This window comes from Stenotrophomonas sp. ZAC14D1_NAIMI4_1, assembly GCF_003086775.1.
Lineage (GTDB): Bacteria > Pseudomonadota > Gammaproteobacteria > Xanthomonadales > Xanthomonadaceae > Stenotrophomonas.
Genome location: NZ_CP026001.1, coordinates 262110 through 287528 on the forward strand (window position 1 = coordinate 262110; position 25419 = coordinate 287528).

Annotated in this window: 21 protein-coding genes; 14 read left to right on the forward strand and 7 right to left on the reverse strand. The window is 67.6% G+C overall.

Features of this window, described 5'->3' with window-relative positions; translation table 11 throughout:
* Positions 1–42: 42 nt before the first annotated feature.
* The 3 genes from aceA to C1927_RS01160 all read left to right on the forward strand — a co-directional run bounded on the left by aceA (position 43) and on the right by C1927_RS01160 (position 5210).
* Positions 43–1344: an isocitrate lyase gene (gene aceA / locus C1927_RS01150; protein ID WP_108745712.1), complete on the forward strand. Its 1302-nt coding sequence runs from the start codon at positions 43–45 to the stop codon at positions 1342–1344.
* Between the two features lie 308 nt (positions 1345–1652).
* Positions 1653–2696: a GGDEF domain-containing protein gene (locus C1927_RS01155; RefSeq protein WP_108745713.1), complete on the forward strand. Its 1044-nt coding sequence runs from the start codon at positions 1653–1655 to the stop codon at positions 2694–2696.
* A 15-nt stretch (positions 2697–2711) separates the two neighbouring features.
* Positions 2712–5210, forward strand: a complete 2499-nt coding sequence (locus C1927_RS01160) for a putative peptide modification system cyclase (RefSeq protein WP_108745714.1) — start codon at positions 2712–2714, stop codon at positions 5208–5210.
* Here the strand turns inward: C1927_RS01160 and C1927_RS01165 are convergent.
* Complete coding sequence (locus C1927_RS01165) at positions 5183–5461, reverse strand: NHLP-related RiPP peptide (protein ID WP_079224820.1); 279 nt, start codon at positions 5459–5461, stop codon at positions 5183–5185. The genes C1927_RS01160 and C1927_RS01165 overlap by 28 nt on opposite strands.
* A gap of 125 nt (positions 5462–5586) precedes the next feature.
* Here C1927_RS01165 and C1927_RS01170 point away from each other — a divergent pair, with 125 nt between their 5' ends.
* Complete coding sequence (locus C1927_RS01170) at positions 5587–6738, forward strand: putative peptide maturation dehydrogenase (protein WP_108745715.1); 1152 nt, start codon at positions 5587–5589, stop codon at positions 6736–6738.
* A gap of 18 nt (positions 6739–6756) precedes the next feature.
* Here the strand turns inward: C1927_RS01170 and C1927_RS01175 are convergent, their stop codons facing one another.
* From C1927_RS01175 to C1927_RS01185, 3 genes are read right to left on the reverse strand one after another with little or no spacing between them, the layout of a single operon-like run.
* Positions 6757–8739 (reverse strand): acetyl/propionyl/methylcrotonyl-CoA carboxylase subunit alpha, encoded by a 1983-nt coding sequence (locus C1927_RS01175; RefSeq protein ID WP_108745716.1) that lies wholly within the window; start codon positions 8737–8739, stop codon positions 6757–6759.
* 41 nt (positions 8740–8780) lie between these two features.
* On the reverse strand, positions 8781–10391 hold the full coding sequence (locus C1927_RS01180) for a carboxyl transferase domain-containing protein (RefSeq protein ID WP_108745717.1): 1611 nt from the start codon (positions 10389–10391) through the stop codon (positions 8781–8783).
* Positions 10392–10401: 10 nt separating this feature from the next.
* Positions 10402–11565 carry an isovaleryl-CoA dehydrogenase gene (locus tag C1927_RS01185; RefSeq protein WP_108745718.1) on the reverse strand — a complete coding sequence of 388 codons (1164 nt, stop codon included), beginning with the start codon at positions 11563–11565 and terminating at the stop codon, positions 10402–10404.
* Between the two features lie 157 nt (positions 11566–11722).
* Here C1927_RS01185 and C1927_RS01190 point away from each other — a divergent pair, with 157 nt between their 5' ends.
* The 3 genes from C1927_RS01190 to C1927_RS01200 all read left to right on the forward strand — a co-directional run bounded on the left by C1927_RS01190 (position 11723) and on the right by C1927_RS01200 (position 14757).
* Positions 11723–12340 carry a TetR/AcrR family transcriptional regulator gene (locus C1927_RS01190; RefSeq protein ID WP_079224830.1) on the forward strand — a complete coding sequence of 206 codons (618 nt, stop codon included), beginning with the start codon at positions 11723–11725 and terminating at the stop codon, positions 12338–12340.
* A gap of 196 nt (positions 12341–12536) precedes the next feature.
* Positions 12537–13055, forward strand: a complete 519-nt coding sequence (locus tag C1927_RS01195; protein ID WP_079224832.1) for a c-type cytochrome — start codon at positions 12537–12539, stop codon at positions 13053–13055.
* A 259-nt stretch (positions 13056–13314) separates the two neighbouring features.
* A complete protein-coding gene (locus C1927_RS01200; RefSeq protein ID WP_108745719.1) occupies positions 13315–14757 on the forward strand; it encodes an ExeM/NucH family extracellular endonuclease in 1443 nt (480 codons plus the stop codon).
* Between the two features lie 62 nt (positions 14758–14819).
* On the opposite strand, the gene C1927_RS01205 is transcribed toward C1927_RS01200, so the two are convergent.
* Positions 14820–15677 carry a hypothetical protein gene (locus C1927_RS01205; protein WP_108745720.1) on the reverse strand — a complete coding sequence of 286 codons (858 nt, stop codon included), beginning with the start codon at positions 15675–15677 and terminating at the stop codon, positions 14820–14822.
* 44 nt (positions 15678–15721) lie between these two features.
* On the opposite strand from C1927_RS01205, the gene C1927_RS01210 reads away from it, so the two are divergent.
* Positions 15722–16393 carry a CocE/NonD family hydrolase gene (locus C1927_RS01210; RefSeq protein WP_108745721.1) on the forward strand — a complete coding sequence of 224 codons (672 nt, stop codon included), beginning with the start codon at positions 15722–15724 and terminating at the stop codon, positions 16391–16393.
* Positions 16390–17490: a cell division protein ZapE gene (gene zapE / locus C1927_RS01215; RefSeq protein ID WP_079224839.1), complete on the forward strand. Its 1101-nt coding sequence runs from the start codon at positions 16390–16392 to the stop codon at positions 17488–17490. The genes C1927_RS01210 and zapE overlap by 4 nt, the downstream gene beginning before the upstream one ends.
* Before the next feature lie 128 nt (positions 17491–17618).
* On the opposite strand, the gene C1927_RS01220 is transcribed toward zapE, so the two are convergent.
* Positions 17619–18416: a DUF2884 family protein gene (locus C1927_RS01220; protein WP_108745722.1), complete on the reverse strand. Its 798-nt coding sequence runs from the start codon at positions 18414–18416 to the stop codon at positions 17619–17621.
* A gap of 567 nt (positions 18417–18983) precedes the next feature.
* Here C1927_RS01220 and C1927_RS01225 point away from each other — a divergent pair.
* From C1927_RS01225 to C1927_RS01235, 3 genes are all read left to right on the forward strand, one after another.
* Positions 18984–21395, forward strand: a complete 2412-nt coding sequence (locus tag C1927_RS01225; RefSeq protein WP_108745723.1) for a ribonucleoside-diphosphate reductase subunit alpha — start codon at positions 18984–18986, stop codon at positions 21393–21395.
* A 119-nt stretch (positions 21396–21514) separates the two neighbouring features.
* Positions 21515–22534, forward strand: coding sequence for a ribonucleotide-diphosphate reductase subunit beta (locus C1927_RS01230; RefSeq protein ID WP_079224844.1), 1020 nt, complete (start codon positions 21515–21517; stop codon positions 22532–22534).
* 449 nt (positions 22535–22983) lie between these two features.
* A complete protein-coding gene (locus C1927_RS01235) occupies positions 22984–23235 on the forward strand; it encodes a hypothetical protein (RefSeq protein ID WP_108745724.1) in 252 nt (83 codons plus the stop codon).
* Between the two features lie 100 nt (positions 23236–23335).
* Here C1927_RS01235 and C1927_RS01240 read toward each other — a convergent pair whose 3' ends face one another.
* Positions 23336–23971, reverse strand: coding sequence for a LysE family translocator (locus tag C1927_RS01240; RefSeq protein ID WP_108745725.1), 636 nt, complete (start codon positions 23969–23971; stop codon positions 23336–23338).
* Positions 23972–24064: 93 nt separating this feature from the next.
* Between C1927_RS01240 and C1927_RS01245 the strand changes: the two genes are divergently transcribed.
* Positions 24065–24487, forward strand: a complete 423-nt coding sequence (locus C1927_RS01245) for an acyl-CoA thioesterase (RefSeq protein WP_079224850.1) — start codon at positions 24065–24067, stop codon at positions 24485–24487.
* 43 nt (positions 24488–24530) lie between these two features.
* A complete protein-coding gene (locus C1927_RS01250; protein ID WP_108745726.1) occupies positions 24531–25337 on the forward strand; it encodes an NAD-dependent protein deacetylase in 807 nt (268 codons plus the stop codon).
* The last annotated feature ends 82 nt before the right edge of the window (positions 25338–25419 follow it).

Below are 25419 nucleotides of genomic sequence, written 5' to 3' on the forward strand. Positions count from 1 at the left end.
CCGGGCAGCGCCCGGCTCTACAACACCGAACTGGAGAAAGACATGAGCACCCTGCCCACTGCCGAACAGATCCAGCACGACTGGGACACCCACCCGCGCTGGGAAGGCATCCAGCGCAACTACAGCGCCGCCGACGTGGTGCGCCTGCGTGGCACCGTCCACATCGAGCATTCGCTGGCCCGGCTGGGCGCGGAAAAGCTGTGGAAGTCGCTGCACGAGCGCGAGTTCGTCAACGCGCTGGGCGCGCTCACCGGCAACCAGGCCATGCAGCAGGTCAAGGCCGGGTTGAAGGCGATCTACCTGTCCGGCTGGCAGGTGGCCGCCGATGCCAACCTGGCCGGGCAGATGTACCCGGACCAGTCGCTGTACCCGGCCGACTCGGTGCCGGCGGTGGTCAAGCGCATCAACAACACCCTGCTGCGCGCCGACCAGCTGCACCATGCCGAAGGCAAGGATGACATCGACTTCCTGCAGCCCATCGTGGCAGATGCCGAGGCCGGTTTCGGCGGCGTGCTCAATGCCTTCGAGCTGATGAAGGCGATGATCGAGGCGGGCGCCGCCGGCGTGCACTTCGAGGACCAGCTGGCCTCGGTGAAGAAGTGCGGGCACATGGGCGGCAAGGTGCTGGTGCCGACCCGCGAGGCCATCGAGAAGCTCAACGCCGCGCGCCTGGCCGCCGACGTGCTGGGCGTGCCGACCCTGCTGGTGGCGCGCACCGATGCCGAAGCTGCCGACCTGCTGACCAGCGACATCGACGGCAACGACCAGCCGTTCACCACCGGCGAACGCACCGTGGAAGGCTTCTACAAGACCCGCAACGGCCTGGACCAGGCGATCAGCCGCGGGCTGGCCTACGCCCCCTATGCCGACCTGGTGTGGTGCGAGACCGGCAAGCCGGACCTGGAGTTCGCGCGGAAATTCGCCGAGGCGATCCATGCGAAGTTCCCCGGCAAGCTGCTGGCCTACAACTGCTCGCCCAGCTTCAACTGGAAGAAGAACCTGGACGACGCCACGATTGCGAAGTTCCAGCGCGAGCTGGGCAGCTACGGCTACAAGTTCCAGTTCATCACCCTGGCCGGCTTCCACGCGCTGAACTACGGCATGTTCAACCTGGCCCACGGCTACGCGCGCCGCCAGATGAGCGCGTTCGTGGAACTACAGGAAGCCGAGTTCGAAGCGGCAGAGCGTGGCTTCACCGCGGTCAAGCACCAGCGCGAAGTCGGCACCGGCTACTTCGATGCGGTCACCCAGGCCATCCAGCAGGGCCAGTCCTCGACCACCGCGTTGACCGGCTCGACCGAAGAAGAGCAGTTCCACGGCGGCCGCAGCGAACGCGCCGCCTGAGCCAACCTCGGCCGGTAGTGCCGGCCGCGGGCCGGCAAGCTCCCGGAACAGCCGGCCAGCGGCCGGCTCTACCGGAACATGAGTGCGATCAGGGTGGCCAGGGAAGGGCCAGACGACGCCGGCAGGTCGGGGGACCTGCCGGCGTCGTTGTATCCGGGCGCCGCCCGCGCGCGGCAACTGCCCTCATGAATGCGGGTTGCCCGCCTGTTCGGGCCCGATCGTGGTGTCTTCATGAAAAATGAGAAGACGCGCACAGTTTGATTCACTGCTATGCTCCGCTCCTCACCAGGGGACGCTGGCGGCGGGGAATGACCGGCAGGGGTGCGGCCGAGAACATCGACATGACAACCGGTATCGCCCAGGTGGCGATGGCCGAGATCGTGCACGCCGTGTTGTCGGACGCGGAAGTCGCCCTGTTCGCGCGGTTCGCGCGGCTCTCCCGGGTCGAGGCCGGGCAGTGGCTGTTCCATCGCGGCCATCGTGGCGAACGCATGTACGTCATCGTGGAAGGCCGGATCGAACTGGATTTCGGCGAGGACCTGGTGGTCAAGACCCTGGGGCGGCATGAGTTCTTCGGTGAACTCGGCCTGCTGGTGGGCGACCACCTGCGCAGTGCCGGCGCCCGTGCCATCGACGATTGCCAGGTGCTGGAACTGGGCCCGGCCGATTTCCATTGCCTGGTCGAATCCGATCCGGGGCTGGTGGCCTACTTCCTGCGCCGCACGATCATGCGCATGCTGTCCAACGAACAGGTGCTGATCAGCCAGCTGCGCCGGCGCAACCACGACCTGGAAACCGCGCTGGACAACCTGTACATCACCACCCACCAGCTCACCCACACGCGCGAACTGGTGCAGACCGATGAACTGACCGGCCTGCACAACCGCCGTGGCCTGACCCGCTACCTGCAGGACTGCCGCAGCCAGCCCGATGGCGCACCGCAGGTGTTGCTGCTGATCGACTGCGACCGCTTCAAGCAGGTCAACGACCGCCACGGCCACCAGGCCGGTGACCGCGTGCTGCAGAGCATGGGCAACATCCTGCGTTCGATGGCCGGCGAGCACGACCTGGCCTGCCGGCTGGGCGGCGATGAGTTCTGCCTGATCCTGCGCCACGCCGACCGCGAGGCCGCCCAGCACGCGGCCGAGTTCATCCTCAGCGCAGTGCATGGCCTGCTCGAACGCAGCCATGGCAATCCGCACGTCACCCCGGCCAGCATCGGTGCCACGATGCTGGACGTGCAGGGCGACTGGAGCGAGTGGTACGGCCGTGCCGACCGCGCGCTGTACCAGGCCAAGCGCGACGGTGGTGATTGCGTGCGTTGGGCATTTGCATACCCTCCAGCAGGATAATGGCGAGCCCCACCGATGAAGGATGCCATCGGCTCCACCCCTGACAACACGCCCCAGGTGCGGGCACTGCTTTTCACTGACCTGTGCGATTCGCTGCACGTCGTGAACCGGCTGGGTGATGCCGCTGCCGCCGAATTGTTCCAGCAGCATGATCGCCTGGTGCTGACCCTGCAGCAGCGTTGGCGCGGGCAGCAGATCGATCGCTCCGATGGCTTGTTCATGATTTTCAAGCGTCCTGCCGATGCGGTCGGTTTCGCGCTGGACTACCAGCAGGGGCTGCTTGATCTGGGTGCGCCCCATCGCGCTCGCCTGCTGTGCCGCGCGGGCCTGCATGTGGGCGAGATCATGATCTGGACCAACAGCACCGACGCCATCGCACTGGGTGCCAAGCCCGTGGAAGTGGAGGGCCTGGCCAAGCCCCTGGCGGCGAGGTTGATGCAGATGGCGCGGCCGGGGCAGTTGCTGCTTTCGGGGGTGGCCGAATCGATGGTCCGGCGGTCGCAGGATGCACTGCCAGCCGAGGGTGCCGAACGGGTCTGGAAGTCGCACGGGCGTTGGCGTTTCCGCGGCGGCGATGCAGAACTGCAAGTGGTCGAACTGGGTCGCAAGGGGACTGCCCCCCTGCGGCGCCCGCGCAGGAGCGCCAAGGCGTGGCCGATCCTGCCGCTGTGGCGGCGGCCGACGTCCCTGCTGGCCGAGGTAGCGGCGTTGGCCCTGGTGGCAACGATGCTGTGGACGCTGTTGCGGCCCGAGCCTGCCATCGCCTTCGCCGAACGTGACTGGGTGGTGCTCGCCGATGTGCGGAACCTGACCAACGACCCGCTGTTCGAGCAGGGCATGGACCAGGCACTGCGCATCAGCCTGGAACAATCCCGCTACGTCAATGTACTGAGCGACCTCAAGGTCCGCGACACGCTGCGCCGCATGCGCGCCGAGGATGCCCCGGCCATCGATCGCGACCTGGCGATCCAGATTGCGCTGCGCGACGGCGCGCGTGCCGTGGTGCTGCCCACCGTGCAGGAAGTGCATGGCCAACTGCAGGTTGCGCTGCAGGTCATCGATCCGGTAAGTGGGGTCGCGGTCTATTCGGAGCACGCCGAAGGCCGCGGCCTGCAGTCCGTGCTCGGGTCCACGGATCAGGTGGTATCGGCCATGCGTGCGCGCCTGGGTGAATCACTGGCATCGATCAGGAGCGATTCGCGTCCGCTGCCGGAAGTCACCACGGGTGACCTGGATGCGCTGCGGGCCTATGCGCTGGGCCTGTCAGCCTATGCCGAACACCGCACCCGCGAGGCACTGGAACATTTCGACCAGGCGGCGCGCATCGACCCGCAGTTTGCATTCGCCTATGTGGGGAGCATGCGGGTGCACTACAGCCAGGGCAACATGGCGATGGCCCGCACGTTCTTCGAGCGGGCAATGGCCTTGCGCAACCGCATGAGCCCCCGCGATGCCCTGTACATGGATGCCTGGGGTACGGAGTTCAGCGGAGGGACCTTCAAGGACATCGCGCGCCGCTGGGAAGCCCTCTCCACGCTCTACCCGGATCACTACGGGGCGCGTGCCAACTACGCCAATGCACTGGCGAGCGAGGGCAAGTACGCGCAAGCGATCGACGCTGCACGGACGTTGCTGGCATCGCAGAATCCGGCACGCGCCATGGCACTGGATTTCCTCGGCCGCATGTACCTGGCCGAAGATGATCTGGAACGCTCGATGTTCTACTTCCAGGCGGCCACGCATACGGGCGACTGGGCGGGCAGCCGGCAGATGGCCGCAGCGCTGGCCGCCAAAGGCGACCTTGATGGTGCAGAGGCACTGCTTGGGCAGCTTCCGCCCTCGCTGCCCAACAGCATCGAGCGCATCACGTTCGCCGCAGAACGTGGCCAGTGGGACAAGGCAGTGGCCCTGTCAGCCGGAAGCCTGGAGCGCTGCGGAGAGCCAGTGCTCTGCGAGCTGTTCACCCTGATCGACTTGAACGTTCGCTGGTCAGCCGGGGATGCGCCTTCTGCTGCAGAGTGGGACGCCGCCGCTGCGAAGGTGCAGGGCCCCGAGGACACGGTCGAACGCGAATCGAGGCTGTTCACTGCGATGGCAGCGGCGTGGCTGGCGCAGCGGGCAGGTCACCCGGGGGTCGCCAAGCGCTGGCTGCCCACCTACCGCAGCGTTGCCATCGCACTTGATGATGCGCGCGCCCGGCAGATGCTTGCGATTCTGGAAGCCGGCCAGCTGATGCAGGCGGGCGAGCCGGCCCGAGCGCTGGAGGCACTGCGGCCCTGGGACACGAACGAGGCACTGGTTGCGCTGCATGTGTCGCAACGGCAGGCGTACGCCATGCTGGGCGATGAGGCGAAAGAGCGGGGCGAGGCAGCGTGGCTGCAGGCACATCGCGGGCTGGCCTACGCTGATGTTGCAGGCAGCTATGGCCTGCAGACCCGGAACATCCTCGATACAGGGCCGGCCAGCAGGTCGGCCCCGAAGGTTGCTCAGCCCTTGGCGTCGATGAAGCAGTGAGGATTCATGAACAGCGCTTTTCCGGTCAGGTCGGCGAGCAGCGCATCGCGGGCTGCGGCAAACGCTTCCTTGCTGGCCAGCTTGGTGATCGGATCACAGTAGACGCCCGTCTGGTCCGGCGCCGCGCCCACGGAAGCCAGGGCCGCCTCGCGGTCGGACAGGAAGCGGGCCCGGAAATCATCGTCGGTCGCCAGCAGGTCGAGCAGGCGGGAAGCGACTTCAGTTGAAAGCGGAGACTTGGTGTCGGTCATTTTCTATCAGGCGCCTGGGTGGGAGTACGTAGAAATTCCTATCGGCGGCCATACAGCAAAATTGAGGCATTGCCCTAGTCTGCGGCCTGCGCCACTGTAGTTGTTTGGGCTTTCCGGTACATGACATGCGCTTTCGTCGTTGCAGCATTCTTTTCCTGGAGCCACGCGCGAGCCTGTCCTTCGATCTCACCGCGATGGCCGATGGCGGAGATGGCCTGCGCGAGGTGGTCCAGTGGTGGGCCCTGGCGCCACACCTGGAGGCGCCCGTGCAAGTGGATGAAGCGGAAGCGGCGCTGCTGGGACGGGTCAGCCCGGGGCGCTGGCGGGATATGGCGACGCTTGCCGAGCCGGATCGCGGGCATGTGACACGGCTGATCGACGTGGGCCTTCTGGTCGATGAAGGGGCACCCGGCGCGCCGGGATCCCGCGATGAAGCGCAGCGGCAGGCGCACTGGTATCCCGCCGCCGCCCTGCTGCACCGGCAGTCGCGCTGGTCAGGGGAAGACAGTGCCGCGGCGATGGAAGCGCGGCGTCTTTTCACTGCGCGCGACCTGCGCGAGCAGCTGGGCCCGCCGGCACCCGAGATCGTCGAGCGCGGTCATGGCGATCCCATCGCGCTGCCGCAGGGGCCTGCTGCCCAGGCCATTGCGGGCAACCGGCGGGTAACCTGCCGCAATTTCGACACGCAGCGGTCGCTCAGCCCAGCGCAGCTGTCAGCGCTGCTGGCCGCTACGGTGATGGCGCATGCACGCGTGGAAGCCGAGCCCGGCGTCGCCTTCCTGAAGAAGGCGGTGCCCTCCGGTGGCGCGCTGCATGCCGCTGAATCCTATCTGCTGGTACAGCGCGTGGACGGAATCGATCCAGGGCTCTACCACTACCGACCGCTTGAACATGCGCTGGTGGCGATGCCGTGCCCACCGATGGAAGGGTTGGCCAAGCGCCTGCTGGCGGGCCAGCACTGGTTTGCAGACGCGCCGGTGCATCTTCTGCTGACCGTGCGCTATGCACGCGCCTTCTGGAAATACCGCAACCATCCCAAGGCCTACCGCGCCGCATTGCTGGATCTGGGGCACATCTCGCAGGCGATGTTCACTGCTGCAGGCGAGCAGGGCCTGGGCGCCTATGTCACCGCCGCGATCAATGAAGTGGATATCGAGCAGGCGCTTGGCTTGGAGCCCCTGGCGGAGGGACCGTTGTTGGCCTGTGGTGCAGGCTGGAGGGGCGCCGCCCAGGTCACCCCGGAACTGGATCCCCTCGCTGTGGTGTGGCCCGGCTGAGTGCCGGGCCAGCCACGCTCAGCCCGCCTCAAAATCCACCAGTACCGCACCGTCACCCACCTGGTCACCGGCCTTGGCGCGATAACCCTTCACCGTGCCATCCGCCGGTGCCTGCAGGGTGTGCTCCATCTTCATCGCCTCCAGCACCACCAGCGGCGTGCCGCGCTTCACCTGCGTACCGGCTTCCACCAGGGTGGCCACGATCTTCCCCGGCATCGGTGCCAGCAGGCTGCCCGCGTCGGCCACTGCGTTGTCCGATTCACCGACCGGGTCGTGCAGGGTGAAGCGGTGCTGGCCATCGGCGCCGAACAGATACAGCTGGTCGCCTTCGCGCAGCAGCTGCAGCTGCCAGCGACGGCCGTCCAGCTGCACGCTCATGCGCTGGCCGTCGGCGCTGCCGAGCACCGTGGCCGGTGCAGCATCATCGCGCTGCACGCGCCAGCCATCGGCCTGCGCCCACACCTTCAGCGTGTGCGTGCGCTCGCCCTGCTGCAGCGGCAGCACACGCGGTGCCGAAGCACCCAGACGCCAACCGTCCTGTGCCTGCCACGGCGAATGCGGATCGCGCGCATCGCTGCCGGCATGCACGGTGCTGGTCACGGCGGCGATGGCCGCCAGCTGCCACAGCGCATCGTCGCTGTCGCCCACGGCGTTCAGCGCGGCCTGTTCGCGTTCGATCAGCGCGGTGTCGAGCTTCGCGTGCGCGAACGAATCGGTGTTCACCAGGCGACGCAGGAAACCGGCATTGGTGGTCACGCCCACCACCTGGCAGTCGGCCAGGGCCTGGCTCATGCGGCGCAGCGCGGCCTCGCGGTCCACGTCCCAGACGATCAGCTTGGCGATCATCGGGTCGTAGTACGGGGTGATGCTGTCGCCTTCTTCCACGCCGGTATCCACGCGCACGTTCGCCGAAGGCGTCGGCAGGCGCAGGCGGCGCAGGGTGCCGGTGGACGGCAGGAAGCCACGGTCGGCATCTTCGGCGTACAGGCGTGCTTCGATGGCGTGGCCGTGGATGGCCAGTTGTTCCTGGCGCAGCGGCATCGGCTGGCCAGCGGCCACGCGCAGCTGCCATTCCACCAGGTCGGTGCCGGTGATGTACTCGGTCACCGGATGCTCGACCTGCAGGCGGGTGTTCATTTCCATGAAATAGAAATCGCCGTCCGGGCCGGCGATGAACTCCACCGTGCCCGCACCCACGTAGCCGACCGCGCGCGCGGCATCGACCGCGGCCTTGCCCATCGCGGCGCGGCGTTCGGCGCTCATGCCCGGTGCCGGGGCTTCTTCCAGCACCTTCTGGTGGCGGCGCTGCACCGAGCAGTCGCGCTCGAACAGGTACACCGCATCCCCGTGGGAATCGCCGAACACCTGGATCTCAATGTGACGCGGGCGCTCGACGTACTTTTCCACCAGCACGTGGTCGTTGCCGAAGGCCGAAGCGGCCTCGCGCTGGCAGCTGGCCAGCGCATCGACGAAGTCCTCGCTGTGTTCGACCTTGCGCATGCCCTTGCCACCGCCACCGGCGCTGGCCTTGATCAGCACCGGGTAGCCGATGGCATCGGCCTGCGCGCGCAGGAACGCGGGGTCCTGCTGGTCGCCGTGGTAGCCCGGGGTCAGCGGTACACCGGCCTTGGCCATCAGGGCCTTGGCCGCGCTCTTGTCGCCCATCGCGCGGATGGCGCTGGCCGGCGGGCCGATGAAGGTGATGCCGGCGGCGGCACAGGCGTCGGCGAAATCGGCGTTCTCGGACAGGAAGCCGTAACCGGGATGGATCGCCTGCGCGCCCGTCAGGCGCGCGGCGTCCAGCAACACGTCGCCGCGCAGGTAGCTTTCGCGCGCGGCGGCCGCACCGATGTGGATGGCCTCGTCGGCCAGGCGCACGTGGCGCGCGTTGCGGTCGGCATCGGAATACACCGCCACGGTGGCGATGCCGAGGCGGCGGCAGGTGGCGATGACGCGGCAGGCGATCTCGCCACGGTTGGCGATGAGGATTTTGCTGAACATGGCAACGGGCTTCATGGGAGCTTGCTCGGTCATGGCACGGGTCACATGCGGAACACGCCGAAGCGCGTCTGCTGCGGGGCGGCGTTGAGGCTGGCCGACAGGGCCAGGGCGAGCACGCGACGGGTGTCGACCGGATCGATCACGCCGTCATCCCACAGGCGCGCGCTGGCGTAGTAGGGGTGGCCCTGCTGTTCGAACTGGTCGCGGATCGGCGCCTTGAAGGCATCTTCTTCCGCGGCAGGCCACTGCCCACCCTTGGCTTCGATGCCATCGCGCTTGACCGTGGCCAGCACGCTGGCCGCCTGTTCGCCGCCCATCACGCCGATGCGCGCGTTCGGCCACATCCACAGGAAGTTGGGCGAATAGGCGCGGCCGCACATGCCGTAGTTGCCGGCACCGAACGAACCGCCGATGACCACGGTGAACTTGGGCACCTTGGCGCAGGCCACGGCCATCACCAGCTTGGCCCCGTCCTTGGCGATGCCGCCTTGTTCGTACTTGCGGCCGACCATGAAGCCGGTGATGTTCTGCAGGAATACCAGCGGAATATTGCGCTGGGTGCACAGCTCGATGAAGTGCGCGCCCTTCAGCGCGGACTCGGAGAACAGGATGCCGTTGTTGGCGATGATGCCGATCGGGTAGCCGTTCAGATGCGCGAAGCCGGTGACCAGCGTGGCGCCGTACCGCGGCTTGAACTCATCGAAACGCGAGCCATCGACCAGGCGTGCGATCACTTCGCGCACATCGTAGGGCTTGCGCGTATCGGCCGGGATCACCCCGTACAGTTCGTGTGCCGGCAGCAGCGGTTCCTCGGAAGGCTGTACCGCCATCGCCGGTTCCGGCTTGCGCCAGTTCAGCTGGGCGATGATCGCGCGCACCCGCGCCAGCGCCTGCAGGTCGTTGTCGGCCATGTGGTCGGCCACGCCGGAAATGCGCGTGTGCACGTCGGCGCCGCCCAGTTCCTCGGCCGTCACCACTTCACCGGTGGCGGCCTTCACCAGCGGCGGGCCGCCGAGGAAGATCGTGCCCTGTTCGCGCACGATCACCGTCTCGTCGCTCATCGCCGGCACATAGGCGCCGCCGGCGGTGCAGCTGCCCATCACGCAGGCGATCTGCGGGATGCCCTGCGCGGACAGGTTGGCCTGGTTGTAGAAGATGCGGCCGAAATGATCGCGGTCGGGGAACACCTCGTCCTGCAGCGGCAGGAAAGCACCACCGGAATCGACCAGGTAGATGCAGGGCAGGTGGTTCTGCTCGGCGATCTCCTGCGCGCGCAGGTGCTTCTTCACCGTCATCGGGTAGTAGGTGCCGCCCTTGACCGTGGCATCGTTGGCCACGATCACGCATTCCACGCCGCTGACCCGGCCGATGCCGGCCACCACGCCGGCGGCGGGCACGGCGTCTTCGTACATGCCGTGCGCAGCCAGCGGCGCGATTTCCAGGAAGGCGCTGCCGGGGTCGAGCAGGGCGTCGATGCGGTCGCGCACCAGCAGCTTGCCGCGTGCGGTGTGCTTGGCGCGGGCGGCCTCGTTGCCGCCCAGCGCGGTGCGCGCCAGCGTGGCGTGCAGGTCATCAACCACGGCCTGCATGGCGGCGCGGTTGCTTTCGAAGGTGTCGCTGCCCGGTTGCAGCTGGCTGTTGAGGACGGTCATCGCAGTGGCCTTACAGGGTGCGCTGGAACAGTTCGCGGCCGATCAGCATGCGGCGGATCTCCGAGGTGCCGGCGCCGATTTCATACAGCTTGGCGTCGCGCCACAGGCGGCCGGTCGGGTATTCGTTGATGTAGCCGTTGCCGCCCAGGATCTGGATCGCCTGGCCGGTCAGCCAGGTGGCTTTCTCGGCGGCATACAGGATGGCGCCGGCGGCGTCCTGGCGGGTGGTGCGGCCCTGGTCGCAGGCGCGCGCCACGGCGTACACATAGGCGCGGCAGGCGCCCAGGCCCACGTACATGTCGGCGATCTTGGCCTGGATCAGCTGGAAGCTGCCGATGGCTTCACCGAACTGGTGGCGCTCGTGCACGTACGGCATCACCACGTCCATGGCCGCGGCCATCAGGCCCAGCGGACCACCGGAGAGGACCACGCGCTCGTAGTCCAGGCCGGACATCAGCACGCGCACGCCACCGCCGACCTGGCCCAGCACGTTTTCTTCCGGTACTTCGCAATCCTGGAACACCAGTTCGCAGGTGGGCGAGGAGCGCATGCCCAGCTTGTCCAGCTTCTGCGCGGTGCTGAAACCCTTCATGCCCTTCTCGACCAGGAAGGCGGTGATGCCCTTGGCGCCGGCTGCCATGTCGGTCTTGGCGTAGACCACCAGCACGTCGGCATCGGGGCCATTGGTGATCCACATCTTGTTGCCGTTGAGCACGTAGCGGTCGCCGCGCTTGTCCGCGCGCAGCTTCATCGACACCACGTCCGAACCGGCGCCCGGCTCGCTCATCGCCAGCGCACCGACCAGCGTGCCGCTGCACAGGCCGGGCAGGAAGCGCTGCTTCTGTTCCTCGTTGCCGTTCTTGCGCAGCTGGTTCACGCACAGGTTGGAGTGCGCGCCATAGGACAGGCCGATGCCGCCGGAGGCGCGCGAGATTTCTTCCATCGCCACCACGTGGGCCAGGTAACCCATGCCGGTGCCGCCGTATTCTTCTTCCACGGTGAGGCCCAGCAGGCCCTGTTCGCCCAGCTTCGGCCACAGGGCCAGCGGGAACTGATTGGTGGCATCGGCCTCGGCGGCCAGCGGAGCGACCTCGGCGGCGGCAAAATGGGCCACGCTCTGGCGCAGCAGGTCGATCTCTTCGCCAAGATCGAAGTTCAGGGATGGCACGTGCATTGCGGCGGCTCCACGAGGAAGGTGGGGAATGGACGCACCCGTCAGGGGGAGGCTGGTGGCTGTTGAAGGCAGCGGCCAGCACGGGCGATGGCCCCAGCGTAGCGGGGTTCGGGAAAGAAGTGAACACAAATTCAAAAATTGAAACTAGAATCAGGATATGGCCTACAAACGCTCTGCATTGATGGAAGAACGCCTGGCCGGGGCCCGTGAACGGATCCTGCTGGCGACCCGCGAGCTGGTGGCTGCCGGCGGCTGGCGCAACGCCCCGGTGACCGCCGTGGCGACCCAGGCCGGGGTGTCCACCGGGCTGATCTACCGGCACTTCCCGTCCAAGGCCGAGCTGTTCGTGGAGGTGCTCAACGCCGCCGTGGCCCACGAGGTGGAGATCATGGAACGCATCGCCAGCGGCCCCGAAGTGGCCAGCGAGCGCCTGCGCCTGGCCATCACCGCCTTCGTCCGCCGCGCCCTGGCCGGGCCGGGGCTGGCCCATGCCTTCATCGTCGAACCGGTGGACCCGGACGTGGAGGCCGAGCGCATGCGCGGGCGCCGCGCCTTCGGCGATGTCTTCCTGCGCCTGGTGGAAGAGGGCGTGGCGGCCGGCGAGCTGCCTGCGCAGGACGCGCATGCGACCGCCGCCTGCCTGGTGGGCGCCTTTACCGAAGCGATGGTCGGCCCGACCGCCCCCAGCCGCGAAGCGCACCGCGACGAAGACGCGCTGGTGGATGCGATCTGCAGCTTCTGCCTGCGCGCGATCGGCGCGCCCGTCACCCGGTAGCGCCGGCCGCTGGCCGGCTTCCGCGCGATCCATCCGGCGGATGGCGATGCCGGCCAGCGGCCGGCACTACCAGGCATGCATGCTGCGCCGCACCAGCATCGACGCCTGTTGTCGCACGCAAAGCGCGTTCTATACTCGGCCCATCACGCAGTCGCTCAGCCGTGGTCCAACGACTATCAGCCAGGGGTAACGAAGAGTGCGGAATTACGATCTGGAGTTCCTGAAACGCTTCTCCATGGTGATCGCGCTGCTGGCGGCCATCACCCTCGGTCTCATCCTCCTGGCGGCGTACATCCACACCCGGATTCCGCCCGAGGTATCGCCCACGGCAGCCAAGCGCACCGAGCAGCGCATCTCGCCCACCGGCGCGGTGTACGCCGGCAGTACCGGCGCCGCTGCACAGGCCGCCGCCAAGGCCGCCGCACTGGCCAAGGCCGCGTCGCAGGTCGCCTATGGCGGCACCAAGGACGGCAAGGTCATCTTCGACAACCTGTGCACCGCTTGCCACACCACCGGCGTCGGCCAGGCGCCCACGCTCGACCACGCGCACTGGGACCAGCGCCTGGCGCAGGGCAAGGACACCCTCTACAAGCATGCCATCGAGGGCTACACCGGCCCGGATGGCGGCATCATGCCGCCCAAGGGCGGCAACCCGGCGCTGACCGAGGAGCAGATCCACGCCACCGTGGACTGGATGCTGGGCAACCTGAAGTAACCGCCGGAACGGCCAAACCGGGAAACGGCGGAATGGCGGAATGGGGGGTAGAGTCGACTGTCAGTCGACTGCTCTTCGCTACGTCGCCGAAAAGCCCGCGCTGTGCGCGATAGTCGACTAACAGTCGACTCTACCCCCGCGCCCCCGCGCCCCCGTGCTTTGCCTACCGAGGCCTGATCGCCCATCGTGCCCGGTGCTGCAAGCGGGCCTGCACATTTCGGGGTTAGTCTGTGCGCCCATTTCGTGGAGTCGCCCGTCGATGCGCCGCCGTTCCCTCGCCCTTGCCCTGTCCCTGCTGCTGCCGGCCACCGCCTTTGCCCAGGCCCAGCCGCAGGCCGCGCCGACCCAGACCGCCACCACCGCTCGCAGCAAGGCCCCGGTCGTGCTGACCACGGCCCCGGCCGACTGGCGCGCGCTGGACGGCCAGCACGTGCGCATCGCCGCCCCGCTCACCCTGGCCGGCACCGATGGCCTGGAACGCTTCGGCCAGCTCACCGTGGCCTTCGACGGCCGCCTCTGGCAGCCCACCGAAGTGGCCGCGCCGGGTACGGCCGGCATCGAACAGGTGATGGCTGACAACCAGCGCCGTCGCCTGGTGCTGGATGACGGCAGCGATGCCCGCGACCCGGGCAGCGTGCCGTACCTGGCCGGCAACCCGGTGCTGCGCACCGGCATGCAGCTGCGCAACGTCGAAGGCATCGTGCGCGTGGACGCACAGGGCCGCCCCAGCCTGCAGGTGGAAGGCACGCTGACGCTGCCCGACCTGCAGCGCCCGGCGGTGCCCAAGGTGGCCGGCGACCTGCACATCGCCGCGTTCAACCTGGAGAACTTCTTCAACGGTGACGGCCAGGGCGGTGGCTTCCCGACCCTGCGCGGTGCGCGCACGCTGGACGAGCACAAGGCCCAGGTGGCCAAGCTGGTGGCCACCATCAGCGCGCTGGATGCCCACATCGCCGCGCTGATGGAACTGGAAAACGACGGCTACGGCCCGCAGTCGGCCATCGCCGAACTGCTGGCCGCGCTCAACGCCACGCTGGAACCGGCCCAGCAGTGGGCGATGGTCGATGCGGGCGAAGGCCCGGGCACCAATCCGATCCGGGTGGGCATCATCTACCGCAAGGGCCTGTTCAAGCCGCTGGGCGCACCGCTGACCAAGCTGGACGGCCCGTTCGCCGAACACAGCCGTGCGCCGCTGGCCCAGGCGTTCCAGGGCAACGGCGCGCCGTTCATGGTGGTCGCCAACCACTTCAAGTCCAAGGGCTGCCGTGATGCTGCCGGCGCCGATGCCGACCGCAATGATGGCCAGGGCTGCTGGAACGCCACCCGCGTGGAATCGGCGCGGCAGCTGAACCAGTGGGTCGGCGCCGAGGCGGCGCGCCTGAAGGTGAAGGACATCGTGCTGCTGGGCGACTTCAATGCCTACGCCCAGGAAGATCCGATCCGCACCCTGCATGACCTCGGCTGGCAGGACGCCTTCAAGGTGGCCAAGGTCGAGCACCCCTACAGCTACGTCTACAACGGCTACACCGGCCGCCTCGACCACGCGCTGCTGAGCCCGGGCATGGCCAAGCGCCTGCGCGGTGCCGCCGAATGGCACAGCAACGCCGACGAACAGGACGCCAGCGGCTACCAGGGCCGCAACGTGCCGGGCCCGTGGCGCAGCTCCGACCACGACCCGCTGCTGCTGGGTTTCGGTAGATAAGGATTCGCCGGGTCACGCCCGGCGCGTCGAACGGGTAGCGCCGGGCCATGCCCGGCGGCCTTTCACCCCCAGGCGATCAACCCGATCGCCAGCACCGCCAGCGCCAGCCCGGCGCGGTTCCACTTCGTGGTGGCCTCGCCGAAGGCGAACACGCCCACCAGCGCGCCCAGCACCACCACGCCGATGTTCATGCCGGCGAACACGGTGGCCGGGCTGTCCGGCATCGACTGGTGCGCGTGCACATAGAACAGGATGTTGCCGCCGTTGAGCAGGCCCAGCAGCGCGCCGGCCCCCAGGTTGCGCCAGGCCAGTCGGCTGCGGCCGCTGGCATGCCGCCACAGCTGCAGCGCCAGCATCAGCACGAAGGCCACGCTGAAGCTGGCCAGCACCGCCGCCATCGACGGCGTGCCCGACAGCGCCACCTGCTTGAGCAGCACGTCCACCACGGCAAAGCCGCCCCACACGCCCAGCAGCCAGCCCCAGCCACCGGGCGAGGCCGCCACTGCAGGGCCACGCGGGCGCAGGCTGATGGCCACCATCGCCAGCAGGCCCAGGCCCAGCCCGGCCAGCTTCCACGGCGTGGCGGTCTGGCCGAAGAACAGGAAGGCTGCGGCCAGCGACAGCAGCAGCGACAGGCGCTGGGCCACATCGCTGCGCACGATGCCGGCCACCGCCACCGCGCGGCCCAGCACCAGGAAGATCGACGGCAGCACCACCGCCAGCGCCAGCAGCGACACCCACGGCGCATGCGGTGCGCGCAGCGCCTCCAGCGGCGGCTGCAGCACCACGGCAGTGAGGGTGGCGGCCACCAGGTAGTTCCAGGTCACCATCTGCGGCACGTCCAGCGCGCGGCGGTTGGCCAGCTTCAACAACACCGAAACCAGCACACTGCAGATCACGGCCAGGGACAGGTAGAGCATGGGGCGGGGCACAGGGCAGGGGCGGGGGACGGTATCATGGTGCCATGCACAAGCCCTCGTTCCCCGTCGCCCCCGGCGAAACCGCCTGCCTCGTACTGGACGGCCCGGCCGGCCCGCTGGAAGTGGTCGTCGACCTGCCCAAGGCCGACGTGCCGGTGCAGCCGATCGTGGCCATCGTCTGCCACCCGCTGTCCACCGAAGGCGGCACCCTGCACAACAAGGTGGTCACCATGGCCGCCACCACCCTGCGCGAGCAGGGCATTGCCACGGTGCGCTTCAACTTCCGCAGCGTCGGCGGCTCGGCCGGCAGCTTCGACCATGGCGTGGGCGAACAGGACGACCTGAAGGCCGTCACCGCCTGGGTGCGCAGCCAGCGCCCGGACGACCGCCTGTGGCTGGCCGGTTTCAGCTTCGGTTCCTTCGTTTCGCTGAAGGCCGCGGGCGAACTGCAGCCGGAAGCGCTGATCTCGATCGCGCCGCCGGCTGGCCGCTGGGATTTCAGCGGCGTGCAGCCGCCGGCCCGCTGGCTGGTCATCCAGGGCGAGCAGGATGAGATCGTCGACCCGCAGGCCGTCTACCAGTGGCTGGAAACGCTGGATGCCCCGCATGAGCTGGTGCGCATGCCCGAAACCAGCCACTTCTTCCACCGCAAGCTGATCGACCTGCGCGGCGCGCTCACCCACGGCGTCAAGCACTGGCTGGGCGCGGCGGCATGAGCGAGCAGGCGTTGACCCCGTCGCAGCGGTACGCGGCCGGGGTTGCCAGCGGCGACTGGCAGGACGATCCGGCCCAGCACGCGGCCCTGGCCGAACTGGACCGCATCCATCTGGGCCTGGTCGACAGCGCCGAGGACGGCTGGCTGGACCGCCTGTCCTCGTTCTGGAAGAAGCCCGAGCCGGTGAAGGGCCTGTACTTCTGGGGCGGCGTCGGCCGTGGCAAGACCTTCCTGGTGGACCTGTTCTACGACGGCCTGCCGATCAAGCAGAAGTACCGCACGCACTTCCACCGTTTCATGCGCAGCGTCCACGAGCGCCTGCGCGAGCACCAGGGGCAGAGCGACCCGCTGGCGAAGATCGCCCAGGAATGGCGCAGCAACCTGCGCGTGCTGGTGCTGGACGAGTTCTTCGTCACCGACATCGGCGATGCGATGCTGCTGGCGCGCCTGCTCGAGCGCCTGTTCGCCGAGGGCGTGACCCTGGTGACCACCTCCAATACGGCGGTGGAGAACCTGTATCTGAACGGCCTGCAGCGCGAGAGCTTCATGCCGGCCATCGGCCTGCTGCAGCGCTACTGCGTGGAGCTGTACGCCGAGGGCACCGAGGATTACCGCATGCGCGCGCTGACCCGCTCGCCGGTGTACCGCGCGCCGCTGGCGGCCGACAGCGATGGCTGGCTGGCCAGCCGTTGGGGCGAACTCAGCGGCGGGCAGCCGGCCAAGGCCGGCAACATCGAGATCGAAGGCCGCAAGATTGCGGTGCGGGGCCGCGGCAAGAGCATTGCCTGGTTCGATTTCGCCGCCCTCTGCGAAGGCCCGCGCGGCCCGTCGGATTACATCGAGATCGCGCACGAGTTCAACACGGTGCTGCTGGGCGGCATTCCTGCCTTCGACCGCCTGAACGAAGATGCCGCGCGCCGCTTCGTGAACCTGATCGACGAGCTGTACGACCGCCACGTCAACCTGGTCTGCACCGCCAGCACCTCGCCGGTGGAGCTGTATGCCGGCGAGCGCCTGCAGGGCGCGTTCGAGCGCACCGCCTCGCGCCTGATCGAAATGCAGAGCGCGGAGTACCTGGGCACCCCGCACCGGGCGTGACCGGATCCGCGTTGCCGGCCAGCGGCCGGCACTACCCCGCAGCGCCCCCGGTAGTGCCGGCCGCTGGCCGGCATCGTCCCCGCAGCGCCCCCGGTAGTGCCGGCCGCTGGCCGGCATCCACGGCGCGGCTATCGGCTCGGCGCCACCGCATCGCCCTGCGGCTGTTCGCGCACGCTGGCCGCCGCCTGCAGGGTGTCGCTGCGCTGTATCAGCCGCAGCGGCTGCCCCTGGTAACGCACCTCCAGCGCGTCATGGGCCTCGGCCACGGCGGCCACCAGCGGGCACAGCGCCTGCGCCTTGGCTTCCAGCTGCTGGCTGCGGGCCTCCATGCGGCGGTCGACTTCCGCGTCCAGGCGGTCGGCCCGGCGCTCCATGGCTTCGCCACGGCCGGTGAACACCTGCCACAGCACGCTGCGGGTCATCGAAGTGGCCATGCTTTCGGCCATCTGCTCGATGTGTTCGTCGAAACCCTCGCCGAAGGTGGCCTGTTCCCAGTAGCCGCGGCCCAGGCTGCCGTCGATCCAGCCCTCCATCTCGCCCCGCATCGCACGCATCTGGCGGTTGCGGCGCTTGCCGGTGATGGCCTCGAAGGCGGCATCCAGCGCATCGAAGGTGACCCCGCTCACTTCATGCGCCAGCGCCGTGGCCGCCGGCATCAGCTGCCGGGCCCCGGCCTCCATCTGCCGCAGGCGGGCGGCGTCGGCCTCGCTGACCGGCACGACCGTGTTGTCCAGGCTCAGCACGCCATCGTGGAACACCACCTCGTGCGGCGCCTGCGGGCCGTGCCGCAGCCAGACGCCGCCACTGTCCACCAGCACGTCGTAGTCGGTGTGCATGCCGCACTGGTCGGCGCTCAGCGTCGGGCCGTCGCCGGCCATCACCGGGGCGGCGGCCAGGCAGGCCAGCAGGGTCAGGGGCAGGCGCATGGTGGAGTCCTTTCCGGTCAGAGCAGGGCCCCAGCATCCCGCGCCCGCAAGGCGCCGTCACCGGCCGGAAGTCACTGCCCGACGGTCATCCATCCGGCCATACCGGCTTTCCCACCGGCTGCCCACTACCTATCCACAGGGTTGTCCCTAGCCAGCTTCGTCGCTGTCATGTGAAGCTGTCATTGTTCCGTTTCCGCAGCACGTTGTACCGCCGATGTGACGCCTTCCGGGCTTGACTGCGCAGCCCGTTCCGGCAGGTCCAAAGCGTCCAGACGCGGCGCCGATGGCATGATCCTTGCGCCGCAAGGGATTACCAAATTTCACTATATTTGGCGTTGACGGCCCCCATCACCCCCACTATCTTGTGGCCGTCGGTCGCAACGACCCCATGTCTTGGGGTCCGCAACGGGGCACTACCGCAGTACCCGCCAGCGATCGTCAACCGGCAGTGGAAGGCGCAGGGTCTCATCTCCTGCGACGCCGTCCTGCCACCCTGGGCTGTCATGTCCCGGGTCGAGCAACCCTGATGCATACAGCACCCCCAATCACGCCAAGAGGACACACGCCGTGACCACCGAATCCAGCGCCACCATCGAGAAGGAAAGCGAGTTCCTGCTGACGTCGCCGCCGACGGCCAACGCGATGAGCGTGACCAAGCGCAACGGCACGACCGAGCTGGTGGATCTGAACAAGATCGTGCGCGCGGTGCAGCGTTCCTCCGAAGGCCTGCACGCCGTCGATCCGATGCGCGTGGCCACCCGCACCATCTCCGGCCTGTACAACGGCGCCACCACCCGCGAGCTGGACGAACTGTCCATCCGCACCGCCGCCCTGCTGATCGGTGAAGAGCCCGAGTACGGCCGCCTTGCCGCGCGCCTGCTGGCCAACTACATCGCCAAGGAAGTGTCGGGCCAGGAAATCTACGCCTTCTCGCAGTCGGTCGGCCGTGGCCACGAAGTGGGCCTGATCAACGACCGCCTGCTGAACTTCGTGCAGACCAACGCACGCAAGCTCAACGATGCCATCGACATCTCGCTGGACCTGAACTTCGATTACTTCGGCCTGCGTACCCTGTACGACCGCTACCTGCTGCGCCACCCGCACACCCGCAAGGTGATCGAGACCCCGCAGCAGTTCTTCCTGCGCATCGCCAGCGCGCTGAGCGAGGACGTGGCCGAGGCCCTGGCGCTGTACAAGCGCATGGGCAACCTGGACTACCTGCCGTCCAGCCCGACCCTGTTCAACTCCGGCACCACCCACGAGCAGCTGTCCTCGTGCTTCCTGCTGGATTCGCCGCAGGATTCGCTGGAATCGATCTACTCCAAGTACGGCGACATCGCCCAGCTGTCCAAGTTCTCCGGCGGCATCGGCGTCAGCTACACCCGCGTGCGTTCGCGTGGTTCGCTCATCAAGTCCACCAACGGCCACTCCAACGGCATCGTGCCGTGGCTGAAGACCATGGATTCGTCCGTGGCCGCGGTGAACCAGGGCGGCAAGCGCAAGGGCGCGGCCTGCGTCTACCTGGAAACCTGGCACGCCGACATCGAGGATTTCCTCGAGCTGCGTGACAACACCGGTGACGAATCGCGCCGTGCGCACAACCTGAACCTGGCCAACTGGATCCCGGACCTGTTCATGAAGCGCGTCGAGGCCGACCAGGAATGGTCGCTGTTCGATCCGCGCGTCGTGCCGGAGTTCACCGACCTGTTCGGCGAAGCCTTCGAAGCCGCCTACCTGCAGGCCGAAGCACAGGGCAAGGCCAACCGCACCATCTCCGCGCGCAAGCTGTACTCGCGGATGATGCGTACCCTGGCCGAGACCGGCAACGGCTGGATGACCTTCAAGGACAAGTGCAACCGCGCCAGCAACCAGACCCTGCGCGCCGGCAACGTCATCCACCTGTCCAACCTGTGCACCGAAATCCTGGAAGTCACCTCGGCTGAAGAGACCGCGGTGTGCAACCTGGGTTCGATCAACCTGGGCAACCACTTCGACGGCAACGGCGAGTTCGATTTCGACAAGCTGGCCGACACCGTGCGCCTGGCCGTGCGCCAGCTCGACCGCGTGATCGACCTGAACTTCTACCCGATCGAATCGGCGCGCCGCGGCAACCTGCGCTGGCGTCCGGTCGGCCTGGGCTGCATGGGCCTGCAGGACGTGTTCTTCCGCAAGCGCCTGCCGTTCGATGGCGCCGAAGCACGCGCGCTGTCGAAGAAGATCGCCGAGACCATCTACTTCCACGCGCTGGAAACCTCGGTTGAACTGGCCCAGGAACGCGGCAAGCACCCGTCCTTCGCCGACACCCGTGCGGCCAGCGGCGAGCTGCAGTTCGATGCCTGGAACGTGGTGCCTGAAGATGCCGAGCGTTGGGATTCCCTGCGCGAGCGCATCAAGGAACACGGCCTGCGCAACTCGCTGATGATCGCCATTGCCCCGACCGCGACCATCGCCTCGATCGCCGGCTGCTACGAGTGCGTCGAACCGCAGGTGTCCAACCTGTTCAAGCGCGAAACCCTGTCCGGTGACTTCCTGCAGGTCAACCGCTACCTGGTGAACGAGCTGAAGAAGCTGGGCCACTGGACCCCGGAAATGCGCGACGCCATCAAGCTGGCCGAAGGCTCGATCCAGGGCATCACGCAGATTCCGGAAACGCTGCGCCACGTCTACCGCACCGCGTGGGAACTGCCGATGCGTTCGCTGATCGACATGGCCGCCGACCGTGGCGCCTTCATCGACCAGTCCGCCTCGCTCAACCTGTTCATGGAAAGCCCGAACATCGGCGCGATGTCCTCCATGTACATGTACGCCTGGAAGCAGGGCATCAAGACCACCTACTACCTGCGTTCGCGCCCGGCCACCAAGATCGCCAAGACCACGGTCAGCCACACCGCCACCGCAGCGCCGGAAAAGGTGTTCAGCCCGGAAGAGGCCATCGCCTGCTCGCTGGAGAACCCGGAAGCCTGCGAGGCCTGCCAATAAGAGCGGCACCGCCGCGCGGTAGGTGCCGACCGTTGGTCGGCACTGCTCGACTGCAGAAAACACCAAGGTAGCGCCGGGCCAAGCCCGGCGTTTTGACCCGAGAAGACAAGGAAACACCCATGGCCGACAAGCCCAAGCAGATGCTGCTCGATCCCGGTTTTGAACTGACCCTGCGCCCGATGCGCTACCCGCAGTTCTATGACATGTACCGGAACGCGATCAAGAACACCTGGACGGTGGAAGAGATCAACTTCCAGATCGACATCAGCGACCTGCACAGCAAGATGTCGCCGGGTGAGCGCCACCTGATCCACCGCCTGGTCGCGTTCTTCGCCACCGGCGATTCGATCGTGTCCAACAACCTGGTGCTGAACCTGTACCAGCACCTCAACGCGCCCGAAGCGCGCATGTACCTGTCGCGCCAGCTGTATGAAGAAGCGCTGCACGTGCAGTTCTACCTGACCCTGCTCGACAACTACCTGCCGGATCCGGACGAGCGCGCCAAAGCCTTCGACGCGGTGGAGAACATCGACTCGATCAAGAAGAAGGCCGATTTCTGCTTCAAGTGGATCGACTCGATCCAGAGCCTGAAGCGCATCGAGACCCGCGAAGAGCGTCGCCAGTTCCTGCTGAACCAGATCTGCTTCGCCGCGTGCATCGAAGGCCTGTTCTTCTTCGCCGCCTTCGCCTACGTCTACTACTTCCGTTCGCGTGGCCTGCTCAACGGCCTGGCCTCGGGCACCAACTGGGTGTTCCGCGACGAAAGCGCGCACATGGATTTCGCCTTCGAGTGCGTGGACGTGATCCGCGAGGAAGAGCCGGACCTGTTCGACGACAAGATGAAGCAGGACGTCTACGAAATGCTGGCCGAAGCCATCGAGTGCGAAGTGCAGTTCGCCGAGGACGTGCTGTCCGGTGGCGTGGCGGGCATCTCCACCCGTGACATGCGCCAGTACCTGCAGCACTGCGCCGACAACCATTTCCATCGCCTGGGCATGGAGCGCAAGTACAACGTGCGCAACCCGCTGAGCTTCATGGAACTGCAGGACGTGCAGGAACTGACCAACTTCTTCGAACGCCGCGCCTCGGCCTACCAGGTCGGCGTGCAGGGCGAAGTCGCCTTCGACATGAACTTCTGATCGAACCAGTCAGGTCTGTCGCAACGAAAAACCCCGGCAATGCCGGGGTTTTTTGTTTTCTGTAGAGCCAAGCCCATGCTTGGCTCACGCGCGCAGCGCACATTGACGCAAACCGCATCGACGGTCGATCACGACCTAACGCGTCGGCTCTGCCAGCAATGTGCCTGCATGTCGCGTAAGCCACTGGAATCACGCGGATTCCGCTGCACATCATGGCGCGCTGCTGGCGAACCAGCAGCCGGGACTGCAATCCCGAATCCTATCGATTGATACGCTCGCCAACCGTCGCCGGCATCTGTCCGGTGGCGGTTGGCGATTCGTCGCGATTCTGCGGCGGGCGGTGCGTGGAGGCCTTGTGCCTTCCGGTTTTTCAGTCGATAGACCGTGATTGCAGCCACGCATCGTCCGCCACCCTCACCGGTGGCCTGATCCGTAATGGAGAAACCACCATGAGTACCGATCCGACGAACGCGCATGAACTCAACCACCTGCTGCTGCGACTGCGCCGCCTGATGCAGGGCATCGAAGGCACCGCCCTGCTGCTCTGCGGCCACCAGCTTGCCCAGGCCAACGGCAGCACCTCGCCGCTGCACGGCAAGCAACCGGCCGAAGCCACCCACGCCATGCTGTGTTTGGCCATCAACGGCCGCCGCTGCGCGGAAACCGTGGAACGACTGGTTGCTGGACCGACCCTGCACTGACGGTAGCGCCGGGCCACGCCCGGCGGAATCCATCCGGCGCGGCGGGAAACATCGACCGCGCTGCGCGCTCGCCGGGCATGGCCCGGCGCTACCAGAGGTCTTACCGCCGTCCTTCCAGTGCCATCCGCACGGCCAGACCGGCCAGCACCGTGCCCATCAGCCAGCGCTGCGCGGCCTGCCAGCTCGGCCGCGCGGCCAGGAATGCCGCAATGCTGCCGGCCATCAGCACGATCATCGTGTTCACCGCCAGGCTGACCGCGATCTGGGTGAAGCCCAGCACCACGGACTGTGCCAGCACGCTGCCGTGGCCGTCCGGATGCAGGAACTGCGGCAGCAGGGACAGGTACATCACCGCGATCTTCGGGTTCAGCAGGTTGGTCAAAAAGCCCATCGCGAACAGCCGGCGTGGGCTGTCCACGGGCAGGGCATGCACCGCGAAGGGCGAGCGTCCGCCCGGCTTCACCGCCTGCCAGGCCACGTACAACAGGTACAGCGCGCCGCCGATGCGCAGCGCGTCGTAGGCGAAGGGCACGGTCATCAGCAGGGCGGTGATGCCCAGTGCCGCGCACAGCATGTAGAACACGAAGCCCAGCGCCACCCCGCCCAGCGACACCAGCCCGGCGCGGCGGCCCTGGCAGATCGAGCGCGAGACCAGGTAGACCATGTTCGGCCCAGGCGTGAGCACCATGCCCAGCGACAGCAGGGCGAAGGCCAGCAGGTCGGTGGCGGCAGGCATGGCGGCGTTCCGTGCGGTGGGCGTGGCGCAGTGTAGCGCCGCCTGCACCGGGGCTGGCTTAAAATTGCCGCACCCCACACCGATGGCCCCGCCATGACCCCCATTCCCGAAACCGTGCCGCCCATCGAAGTGCGCATGGCCGAAATCGTCTTCCCCAACCACACCAACCACATGGGCACCCTGTTCGGTGGCCAGGCGCTGGCGTGGATGGACAAGGCCGCCTTCCTCGCCGCCGCCCGCTATTCGCGCCGCACCGTGGTGACCGCGCGCAGCGACCAGGTCGATTTCAAGCTGCCCATCCGCATCGGCCAGATGGTGGAAACCGTGGGCCGCATCGTCGAAGTGGGCCGCAGCTCGATGAAGGTCGAAGTGGAACTGATTGCCGAAGACCTGCACAGCGGCGAGCGCAAGCTGTGCACGCGCGGCCACTTCGTGATGATCGCGCTGGGTGACGACGGCCAGCCGACCGCCGTGCCGCGCCTGCCGGGCACCCCGGCGGCCGACCCGGCCAGCTGACCACGCGCTTGCGGGGGTACCCCTGCGCCCCCATTTTGCTGCCATGACCCCGCCGCTGACCGATTTCATCGACCGTGCCCAACGCCTGTTCGTGCTGACCGGCGCCGGCTGCAGCACAGCCTCGGGCATCCCCGATTACCGCGATACCGACGGCCAGTGGAAGCGCACGCCGCCAGTGACCTACCAGGCCTTCATGGGCGAGGCGGCCACCCGCCAGCGCTACTGGGCGCGCAGCCTGCTGGGCTGGCCGCGCTTCGGCCTGGCCCTGCCCAACGGCACCCACCAGGCGCTGGCCGCGCTGGAAGCCCGCGGCACGCTGCAGGTGCTGCTGACCCAGAACGTGGACGGCCTGCACCAGCGTGCGGGCAGCCGGAACGTGATCGACCTGCACGGGCGGCTGGACCTGGTGCGCTGCATGGGCTGCGAACGCCGCAGCGGGCGCGAGGATTTCCAGCAGCGCCTGCTTGATGCCAACCCGGGCTGGGACGCGCTGGAAGCGGGCATTGCCCCCGATGGCGACGCCGATCTGGAAACCGACTTTTCCGCCTTCGTGGTGCCGGATTGCCCGTACTGCGGCGGCCTGCTGAAGCCGGACGTGGTGTTCTTTGGCGAAAACGTGCCGCGCGAGCGCGTGGCGGCCGTGCATGAGCACCTGCAGCAGGCCGACGCCGTGCTGGTGGTGGGTTCCTCGCTGATGGTCTATTCCGGCTTCCGCTTCGTGCAGGCCGCCGCCAAGGCCGGCCTGCCGGTGGCGGCGCTGAACCGCGGCCGCACCCGCGCCGACGACCTGCTGCAGTTCAAGGATGAACGGGACTGCGCCGAGGCGTTGGCGGGCTTCGCGATCCGGTAGCGCCGGGCCATGCCCGGCGAGCGCGCGATGCGCCGCCGCGAAACAGCGATCCATCCAGATGGTTGATCCGCAGGCCGCGCAG

Coding starts and splice junctions, on each gene's coding strand:
- aceA (WP_108745712.1), top strand. CDS start 43: ATGAGCACCCTGCCCACTGCCGAACAGATCCAGCACGACTGGGACACC.
- C1927_RS01155 (WP_108745713.1), top strand. CDS start 1,653: ATGACCGGCAGGGGTGCGGCCGAGAACATCGACATGACAACCGGTATC.
- C1927_RS01160 (WP_108745714.1), top strand. CDS start 2,712: ATGAAGGATGCCATCGGCTCCACCCCTGACAACACGCCCCAGGTGCGG.
- C1927_RS01165 (WP_079224820.1), bottom strand. CDS start 5,461: ATGACCGACACCAAGTCTCCGCTTTCAACTGAAGTCGCTTCCCGCCTG.
- C1927_RS01170 (WP_108745715.1), top strand. CDS start 5,587: ATGCGCTTTCGTCGTTGCAGCATTCTTTTCCTGGAGCCACGCGCGAGC.
- C1927_RS01175 (WP_108745716.1), bottom strand. CDS start 8,739: ATGTTCAGCAAAATCCTCATCGCCAACCGTGGCGAGATCGCCTGCCGC.
- C1927_RS01180 (WP_108745717.1), bottom strand. CDS start 10,391: ATGACCGTCCTCAACAGCCAGCTGCAACCGGGCAGCGACACCTTCGAA.
- C1927_RS01185 (WP_108745718.1), bottom strand. CDS start 11,565: ATGCACGTGCCATCCCTGAACTTCGATCTTGGCGAAGAGATCGACCTG.
- C1927_RS01190 (WP_079224830.1), top strand. CDS start 11,723: ATGGCCTACAAACGCTCTGCATTGATGGAAGAACGCCTGGCCGGGGCC.
- C1927_RS01200 (WP_108745719.1), top strand. CDS start 13,315: ATGCGCCGCCGTTCCCTCGCCCTTGCCCTGTCCCTGCTGCTGCCGGCC.
- C1927_RS01205 (WP_108745720.1), bottom strand. CDS start 15,677: ATGCTCTACCTGTCCCTGGCCGTGATCTGCAGTGTGCTGGTTTCGGTG.
- C1927_RS01210 (WP_108745721.1), top strand. CDS start 15,722: ATGCACAAGCCCTCGTTCCCCGTCGCCCCCGGCGAAACCGCCTGCCTC.
- zapE (WP_079224839.1), top strand. CDS start 16,390: ATGAGCGAGCAGGCGTTGACCCCGTCGCAGCGGTACGCGGCCGGGGTT.
- C1927_RS01220 (WP_108745722.1), bottom strand. CDS start 18,416: ATGCGCCTGCCCCTGACCCTGCTGGCCTGCCTGGCCGCCGCCCCGGTG.
- C1927_RS01230 (WP_079224844.1), top strand. CDS start 21,515: ATGGCCGACAAGCCCAAGCAGATGCTGCTCGATCCCGGTTTTGAACTG.
- C1927_RS01235 (WP_108745724.1), top strand. CDS start 22,984: ATGAGTACCGATCCGACGAACGCGCATGAACTCAACCACCTGCTGCTG.
- C1927_RS01240 (WP_108745725.1), bottom strand. CDS start 23,971: ATGCCTGCCGCCACCGACCTGCTGGCCTTCGCCCTGCTGTCGCTGGGC.
- C1927_RS01245 (WP_079224850.1), top strand. CDS start 24,065: ATGACCCCCATTCCCGAAACCGTGCCGCCCATCGAAGTGCGCATGGCC.
- C1927_RS01250 (WP_108745726.1), top strand. CDS start 24,531: ATGACCCCGCCGCTGACCGATTTCATCGACCGTGCCCAACGCCTGTTC.